General features: G+C 43.5%; 7 protein-coding genes. 4 read left to right on the top strand and 3 right to left on the bottom strand.

From position 1 onward, the window contains the following. Nucleotides 1-199: 199 nt before the first annotated feature. The 3 genes from RMO79_RS23130 to RMO79_RS23120 form a co-directional block, all read right to left on the bottom strand. Nucleotides 200-709 carry a hypothetical protein gene (locus tag RMO79_RS23130; RefSeq protein ID WP_310485619.1) on the bottom strand — a complete coding sequence of 170 codons (510 nt, stop codon included), beginning with the start codon at nucleotides 707-709 and terminating at the stop codon, nucleotides 200-202. Nucleotides 710-722: 13 nt separating this feature from the next. Beyond that, nucleotides 723-1,469 (bottom strand): hypothetical protein, encoded by a 747-nt coding sequence (locus RMO79_RS23125; protein ID WP_310485618.1) that lies wholly within the window; start codon nucleotides 1,467-1,469, stop codon nucleotides 723-725. Nucleotides 1,470-1,805: 336 nt separating this feature from the next. Further along, complete coding sequence (locus tag RMO79_RS23120; protein ID WP_396136662.1) at nucleotides 1,806-3,026, bottom strand: hypothetical protein; 1,221 nt, start codon at nucleotides 3,024-3,026, stop codon at nucleotides 1,806-1,808. Nucleotides 3,027-3,222: 196 nt separating this feature from the next. On the opposite strand from RMO79_RS23120, the gene RMO79_RS23115 reads away from it, so the two are divergent. The 4 genes from RMO79_RS23115 to RMO79_RS23100 all read left to right on the top strand — a co-directional run. Further along, nucleotides 3,223-4,596: an NAD-dependent succinate-semialdehyde dehydrogenase gene (locus tag RMO79_RS23115; RefSeq protein ID WP_310485616.1), complete on the top strand. Its 1,374-nt coding sequence runs from the start codon at nucleotides 3,223-3,225 to the stop codon at nucleotides 4,594-4,596. 4 nt (nucleotides 4,597-4,600) lie between these two features. Further along, nucleotides 4,601-6,265 (top strand): acetolactate synthase large subunit, encoded by a 1,665-nt coding sequence (locus RMO79_RS23110; protein WP_310485615.1) that lies wholly within the window; start codon nucleotides 4,601-4,603, stop codon nucleotides 6,263-6,265. After that, on the top strand, nucleotides 6,255-6,959 hold the full coding sequence (locus tag RMO79_RS23105) for a hypothetical protein (protein WP_310485614.1): 705 nt from the start codon (nucleotides 6,255-6,257) through the stop codon (nucleotides 6,957-6,959). The genes RMO79_RS23110 and RMO79_RS23105 overlap by 11 nt, the downstream gene beginning before the upstream one ends. A gap of 99 nt (nucleotides 6,960-7,058) precedes the next feature. After that, nucleotides 7,059-8,912: N-6 DNA methylase (locus tag RMO79_RS23100; RefSeq protein WP_310485613.1), on the top strand; the 1,854-nt coding region annotated here is incomplete at its 3' end.

Genomic DNA, 8,912 nt, shown 5'->3' with positions numbered 1-8,912 from the left:
GCGATCGTCATAACGCGGTGCTGGAAAGGTTGCAGCGCAGTTTCAATTAATCGAGCGCGATCTCGATCTCCATCGATGAGTAAAATCGATCTTTCTGGCGCAGATTCGTCCATTATTCGTTTGTTAATTCTATCGACAGTTGCTTATTGTAGCTCGCTCGATGCTTTGACATTGTAATCGATCGAAAGTCAGTCATCATTTAATTCCGGCTCTCGTGGCTTGTTTTAACCCACTCTTGAGAGGGTGGGGGCACTGCTACAGGTGGCTTTTGACCCGCCTGATAGTAGCCCGCTCTAGTTAGCTGTAATTCCTCATAATAGGTGACAAAATCACTGGCATGTGGCAAAAGTTTATCAATCGATTGCTGCTGTTTTAGTCCTTCTTTCCAGGCACTTTTCTCGACTGTGCCAACAGCTAGATAGTCATTGCCGATCGCATCAGGAGCTTGCTGGCTAAACAAGACAGTCAAATAATGCTCGATTTCATGTTTATGAGCGATGAGTAAATTGCAATCTCGACAGTAACGACAAGTATAGTTGAGCGCGATTAAGTGTTTGGGATTAACATGAATCAAGATCGGTATTTTGCGTTGTCCAGTCTTGCGATCGCACAAAGGACAACGGGAGACTCGTTCTTCTGGGTAAGGATTGACGATGAAACCATATTTGGGCGGCAACCCACCAAGTTGTCGTTGTTTGACTTTTGCCATTAGAATTTGGTTATTATATTCTTAGTTGCAAATCATACTTGTCATACCAATGCTCAACTATTAATAGAGATGAATTGATTAGTTTATCCCAATGCAAATCATTCAAAGAACTATACACAGCCTCATTTGCACCTCTAAAATAAACTATAGAGTTGCGAATTTTGTATATTAAATCTCCATGATTACCTTCTGATTCACCATTAATAAATGTCTTGATCTCTCGAAGTAAATTAGTAGCTTCTTCTGGTGATCTCTCTATTATTTTATTCAGTGATTTATCTTCTTTTGGTCTCCAATCAATAAAATCTTCAATATCAGTAGAAAATTGTAATATAGAATCTGTAATGCTTAGCTTACGATGAAACTCTTCTAATGCAGAGATACAGAATAACCTTTCTATGCATCTGTATATATCCAGAAATGAATATTTCCATGCAATAGATACTAAGCTTAATAGTAAGTTTTCATAAGGAATAGTTGTCGATCCCTCAAAAAATACTTTCTCGAACTTATCAAGCGTGTTTGATGAAAAATGTAGAGAAATTAGCTGTCTGTTTTTTAATATGTAAAATCCTGACAATCTTATTAGATCTATATCTCCACCTCTAGTAAATGGACAATCATCGTCGATTCGATAAACATACAACGGTTCAAAAAATTTACTGACGCAATTAAACTGATATTTAATCAATTCATCTGATGATTCATAAAAAATCTCGTTTATTATATCTAAATAATTTAACGACTTAATGAGTGGCACTTCTAATTTGAATAGCAATGCAGTTAAGATACCTGCATTAAGTTCAACGTATTCAAGTACGTTGCGAATATCACCTTCTTCTTGATATTTAAAACCTATAGTAACAAAGTATTTCTGATTTTTGAATTCAAATAAAGCTGTCTGGACATTTGGTAATATCGGGTGCCTTTCGATTATAACGATGTTCTTTAGCCACTCTTTTTCTTTATCATTTGTCTCGATACACCGCTTATTTTTTATTCTCTACAATATTGCTGCTGTATTTGGTTGCAAAGTCAGCTAATGTTTTGAAAACACTGACATTAGCATCTTTCATATTTATAGACATAAAATACTTTAAAGAGATCTCCAGCAAACAGTCATATTCTCTACTTGAAATTTCTCTTCAATTAATACCTTAAAAGCTTGCAAGAAAAATTCTCGTTCAAAATTGATACCTCTACCACTTTTTGTACGAATCAACTCATTTAAAGTTTGAAAATCTAAAAAATCACCTAACGATACATCACTTAGTGTACCTAAGCGGTCGAGCATTTGATTGGCATCACTTTTTACTTGTTCCCACTTATCATTTTGTTTCTCTAAGCTATGATTCGATCCAGGTCTACCTAGTACAGTTAAACCTATTGCAGTTATAAAACCAATACAAGCTGGATGACTAGTGAATAAATCTATACCGTTTTTAAAATTACCTTCTAAATTTTCATTTCTAAATCTGTTTATAGCTAGATCGAATTTAGCCAAATAATCTATTGATTCATAAAATATGTTTGTAAAGCTAGAATTCGCGATGGATTCTATGAAATCTTGCTTTGTAAACTCATCAGCTATTTTCTCTTGCAAATCAAGTTTTTCTTTTCTCGCGCCAAAAACTAAAAACAATTCTACTATATTATGAGCTTGAAACTGAGATGGTGCTGAGCGTCTTCTGTCCTCATCAATCTCCATTATTTGAACCTGGGGAAACTTCGCTGTTAATTCTTTATAAGTCAAGTTCTCCTTTTGGGCATCCGAACCTCCATCGATCATTCCCATCTTGCGATAAAACGTCTCAGCGGTGGGCAAAGAATGTAATCCTACCAATCCACCATAATCTAATTTTTCACTACGGAACCGAGCAAATCGAAGCATTGCGATCCCCACTGCTCGGAATCCATTTGGATCGGGATTGGAGAGCCGATTCCACGGTGCTGTTGCGAGTGAATGGACGTATACTAGCGGGCGTGTTGGATCTACCTGAGAGCGATAACCCCTGACTTGGAGAATCATCATTCCTTGAGTCATTTGTTCGCACTCAATCGTGTAGCCTTCGTATATCCCGATCCCGCCTGCCAGATAAATGCGTTGTTTTTGTTCCCAATCCCAATAGTGGTCTTCATCAGCCGAGGTTCTAAGTTGCTCTCGCCATAATACTTTGAAATCATTTAAGTGCTTTATGGTCATGGTTACTAATGAACCAACGATCGATGAAGCATCTCGTACTCGAATTAGCGGCACTTCAAACTGAACGGACAAAATTTTATTTTTCCTAATGGTGGTAAATACTGGCAGTATCATCACGATCTTACAATGATAATCGCTTACTGCGATCGAACTCCAATCTCAAGGAGTTCTAGAGAGTCTTTAGCAAACAGTAGCTACCGCAACATCAATGTAAATTTTCATCATGTTTATCATGTATTTTGATGTTGCAGCCCCGAAGTTTGTCACGATCGAGTGAGGGCACTCTCTAGCTAAGGGATAGACTACACCAATGAGTATTGCCAGTATCAATCCGACGACAGCTCAACAACTACAAATTTTTCCAACTCTCGCCGACGATGACCTAAAAACCAAAATAATCGAATCGGGGCGGGTGTTTCAGGAATATCGGAATACTTCCTGGACACAGCGGAGTCAATGGCTCCATCAGGCTGCTAGCCTCCTACGGGACGATCGACAGTCCTTAGAGTGGGCGAAACTGATGACCATAGAGATGGGCAAACCGATCGCACAAGCGATCGCCGAAATTCAAAAGTGTGCTGGGGTTTGCGACTATTATGCCGAGCATGGGGCGGAGTTTCTAGCCCCCGAAATAATTGCCACCGATGCCAGTCAGTCTCGAATCGAGTACCAGCCCCTGGGCACAATTTTAGCCGTGATGCCGTGGAATTTCCCCTTTTGGCAGGTGTTTCGGTTTGCCGCTCCCACACTGATGGCGGGGAATGTGGCCCTGCTCAAACACGCTTCTAATGTCCCCCAGTGCGCGATCGCGATCGAAGAGATCTTCCTTCAAGCAGGGTTTCCGCCAGGGGTATTTCAAACGCTGTTAATTTCATCCTCTCAAGTCGAATCGGTCGTCAAATCGCCCCAGGTGAAAGCCGCCACCCTGACTGGCAGCGAACCCGCCGGAGCCAGTTTAGCTCAGACAGCCGGAGCAGTCCTGAAAAAAACTGTGCTAGAACTGGGCGGCAGCGATCCATTTATCGTGACGACAAGTGCGGATCTCGATGAAGCAGTAGCCGTCGGGATAAAGGCACGACTGCTCAATAATGGGCAATCCTGTATTGCTGCCAAACGGTTCATCGTGCTGGATGCGATTGCGAATGCTTTTACATCCAAGTTTGTAGAGGCATTCAGTCAGCTCCAGATCGGCGACCCATTGGAAACCGCGACTGATGTTGGCCCCTTGGCGACCCTGGCAGGTTTGGAGCAGATCGATCGACAGGTACGAGATTCGATCTCAGGTGGAGCTGAATGTCTAATTGGCGGCAAACCTTGGTCTGGATTACCAGGCTTTTTTTATGAACCCACCATTCTCAAGAATATTCCCCCCACTTGTGCCACCTACCGCGATGAATTTTTTGGCCCCGTAGCGTTGTTATTTACAGTACCCGATCTGGATGCCGCGATCGCGCTGGCGAATGACAGTCCGTTTGGTTTGGGCGCGAGTGCCTGGACGCAGGATGCTACAGAACAAGAACGTCTAATTCGCGAATTAGAGGCGGGTTCGGTGTTTATTAATGGCATGGTCAAATCCGATCCGCGCTTGCCCTTTGGGGGTATTAAGCGATCGGGTTACGGTCGGGAACTCGGACGACCCGGCATTTTAGAATTTGTCAATATCAAAACTATCTGGATTAAATGAGCCTATGAATACGGCAGAATTATTGGTGCAATGTCTGGAAAATGAAGGAGTGAAGTATATTTTTGGACTCCCAGGAGAAGAAAATCTTCACATCCTCGAAGCACTCAAGGGTTCTACGATTCAATTTGTGACCTGTCGGCACGAGCAGGGAGCCGCTTTTATGGCAGACGTATATGGACGCTTGACCGGACAAGCGGGGGTATGTCTGTCTACCTTGGGGCCAGGGGCAACCAATCTGATGACGGGTGTAGCCGATGCCAATCTGGACGGCGCACCGCTGATTGCGATTACGGGTCAGGTGAGTACCGATCGAATGCACATCTTATCCCATCAGTATTTAGACCTGGTAGCGATGTTTGCACCGATTACCAAGTGGAGCAAGCAAATCGTCCAGCCCAATAGTACCGCCGAAATTGTCCGCAAAGCCTTCCATGTTGCTCAGTCGGAAACTCCTGGGGCGGTACATATTGACGTGCCGGAAAATGTCGCGGCGATGCCAGCAACTGTGAAACCCTTGCATAAAAATGGCGCGAGTCGAGTCTATGCTGCCTTTGCCAGTCTCGATCGAGCCGCCGCCGCTATTGCCCAAGCCCAGAACCCGATCGTCTTAGTCGGCAACGGTGCGATCCGATCCCATGCCAGTTTTGCCCTCACAGAATTGGCTACTCAACTAAATTTACCCGTCGTCAACACCTTTATGGGCAAGGGGGTCATCCCCTATACCCATCCCTCAGCCCTATGGTCGGTAGGTCTGCAACAGCGGGACTATATTAACTGTGGATTCGATCGCACCGACTTAGTAATTGCGGTCGGCTACGATCTCATCGAATATTCGCCCAAAAAATGGAATCCCACAGGCGAAATTCCGATCGTCCACATTGCCGAAGTCTCAGCAGAAATCGATAGTAGTTATATTCCCCAGGTTGAGGTGGTGGGAGACATTGCCGACTCGCTCCAGGAGATTCTCCAACGGTGCCAAAAGTTGTCAGATGCTAAATCTAAACCCGAACCCTACGCCCTGTCGCTCCGTGAGGAAATTCGGGCAGATTACGAGCAGTACGCCCAGGATAAAGGCTTTCCGATTCGCCCCCAAAAACTCATCTACGATCTGCGGCAGGTTTTAGGCGATGACGATATTCTGATTTCAGACGTGGGTGCCCACAAAATGTGGATCGCCCGTCACTATCACTGCGCCAAACCGAATACATGTTTGATTTCCAACGGTTTTGCGGCGATGGGAATTGCGATTCCAGGTGCGATCGCAGCTAAGTTGGTTTATCCCGAGCGCAAGGTAATTGCCGCTACGGGTGATGGGGGTTTCATGATGAATATGCAGGAGCTAGAAACTGCTCTGCGCCTGAATACTCCTTTTGTGACGCTGATTTTTAACGACGGGGGTTATGGGCTGATTGAATGGAAGCAAATGCAGCAGTTTGGGGTGTCTTCGTTTGTTAAGTTTGGCAATCCTGATTTTGTGAAGTTGGCTGAGAGTATGGGACTGAAAGGATATCGGATTACTCAGAGTGCGGATTTGATTCCCACACTTAAAGAGGCTCTAGCTCAATCTGTTCCTGTGATAATTGACTGCCCAGTGGATTATCGGGAGAATGTTCTCTTTAGCCAAAAATCTAAGGCTTTGGACTGTCTGATTGCGGAGGATGCTGACTAGTACCCAAGGTTCGGCTGTTTCTTGCCAAAGCTGCTTTATACCGATTGGGATGTCGATAGATGTCCCAAATGGCGAAATTATCAGCGCAATAAGTAGCGGATTAGCCAGTGACGATCGACATTGCACTCACTTTCGGGTATATTTAAACAATTGTTTGAATTTAAGGACAAAATTCAAACAATTAGCTAGAATTATCTTGATATACTGTCGATGCTCGATTATGACTAGCGGCTTTACAAGACAGGAAACGATTGCGCTGACAGGGATTGACTCTGGCAGGCTCAGTTACTTCGATCGGACAAAGTTAATAGTGCCGCTGAAGTTTGGGAATCCCAAGCATCCAAAAGTCGTATATGGCTGGCAGCAGGTAATTGAGATCAAGACCATTGAAAGGCTAAGAGAGGAGTTATCACTTCAGGAGATCCGCAAAGTACTGAAATTTTTGAAAGCGCGGAATTATGAACCTGCCTTCTTCGTACATAAGCTGGTCTTTGTCAACGCCCAGCTTTATCTGATTGAAGATCTACGGGATTTTGGCTTAACCGTGCTGGAGGCTTCAGGCAATGGCAAAGGGCAAGTTGTGATTCATGAAGTTGGAACCATTGGTGACATTATTACCGAACTGATGCAAGAAGCAGAAAAACACCATGTGCTTGATTTCGAGAAACGGATCGGTATTACTTTAGTAGGATAGGCGGTAAGAGGGATCGAAGTGTTTAGCTCATCATTATTGGAAGCTGCTGTAGAAACTGTTCGACGTATTTGGCAAATAGAGCCAGTACGGGGGATTCGGATGCCAGCACATAATGCCGAGGCAACAGTCGATCTCGATCTGCTCTGGACTGATGGTGGTTTGCGTCCGAGAGCGAATAATCTAGCCTTTTTAATTCAGCAGATAGAGCGAGGAGATTTAGAGCTATGGATACAACGATTAAGGGCATGGACAATTCGTGGCGGTTTGCTAGTTTCTTCAGATGAACTCTATCTTGTACAACCAAGATCTGATTCCTCTGGCGAACTAGAGCAGACAAAATTAGATTTAGATGCTTTGCGTGAAACTTTGGTATCACCAAAACATCATCTGTTCACACCGAAGGCACTGGCAAAACTTCGGCAGGGGCAATTATCGCTTGCAGACTTAGAAGAAGAAGTTTCCGAGCGAAGTTTTTCATTTTTAGACCGTCAACAACAACGACTTGGTGATTCATTTCAAAAAGGTATTGATTCGGCACTAAAACTAGTGGATTCTACTAGTTCTAGTTCTTCACGTTCTGAAATAAAGGGACATACGATCCGCTTTGCAATTGCGTACTTGGGCGCAAGGATTTTACAAGACAAAAATTTCTTTGGTTCTAGTAATGTTGTCCAAGCTGAAGATCCACTTGGTTTACTCGATCGCATGGTGGAAGTTACTAATGGCTTCTTTCGCCGTGCCAGAACTTCGGCTGACTATGTACCCGTGCCAGTTCGTCAAGAATTAGCTCTACACATGGGAAGTCGAGTTAGTTTTGTCCTAACAGATCATCGTGATGTTGGGAGATTATATGAAGAAGCAATCAAGAAATTACCTAGAGAATTAGGTAGTGATGATTGGGGCGATTTAAACCGTCACTATACACCTGTAAAACTGGCAGAGCGAATGCTAGAAGCTTTGCCGATAGAACGGTTGCGTCCAGACGAAAGATTTATTTTCGATCCAGCGGCTGGTTCGGGCAGTTTGATATTGGCTGCTACCTCCAGACTCGCTGGAATGAGAGATATCCCAACAGGTGAAGAGCGCAAAGAATATTTAAAAAGTCATATATTAGGAAATGACTTAGATCGCTATGCAAACTTAGTAGCACAGCTACGATACTTTCTAGCCAGCGAATCGCTTGGAGTTGCCAGCGAAACATCTAAAATTGCTGATATTTTGCCTTTCCCATCTTCGTTTACAGATAAAGACTATCAAAGGCTCTCAAAAGAAAACTTCATTGTACGTCCGCGTGTCATTGTTGCGAATCCACCATTTGCGATCGAGGGCAACATCCAAAAATCGGCTGCTTTCGTCGAACAAGCTACCAATTGGCTTCAAGATGGCGATCAGTTTGCCTTTGTCTTGCCAAGTTCTTTTTTAACTGGTGGTAATAAATTTGATGTTTCAACTGCCCGAAAAAATTTAGCCGCTAAATGCAACTTGTTTGAGATTTTGCAGTGTCCAGAAGGTACGGTAGGCATTGATGCAAGACAAGATGTATGTCTTCTTTTAGGTACAATAGGTCAGCACAAAAATTCTTATACCATCACAAAATCCGTGATCTCTAGAGCTGAAGCTTTTGCTATCCGCGAAGATGGATTTTTAGGTTCCTCTCGACTTATAAAAATCAATCCTGACAGTGATTGGTCTGACAGCATAGCTCCAAAAATCAATCTATCTGTTCCTACCATTTCACTGGGGCATCTCTTTTTTGTATTCAATGGCGTGACACATCGAATAGGACATCCTCCTGTTGCAGAATGTCCTGAAAATAGACCATGTAAACCAACATGGCGCATGAGATGGGGCAGCAAAGATGCTCTTTGGGCAGACCCAGAAAAAGTAGATCGCCAACACCGATGGGTCATATATGATGATATTTCTCTAGCAAGACCTAGAGCCAATGTTGCC

The organism is Chamaesiphon sp. VAR_48_metabat_403 (assembly GCF_031422475.1).
Classification (GTDB): Bacteria; Cyanobacteriota; Cyanobacteriia; order Cyanobacteriales; family Chamaesiphonaceae; genus Chamaesiphon.
Note: the sequence above shows the minus strand (reverse complement) of the source record. Positions and strands in the feature narration are given on the sequence as shown.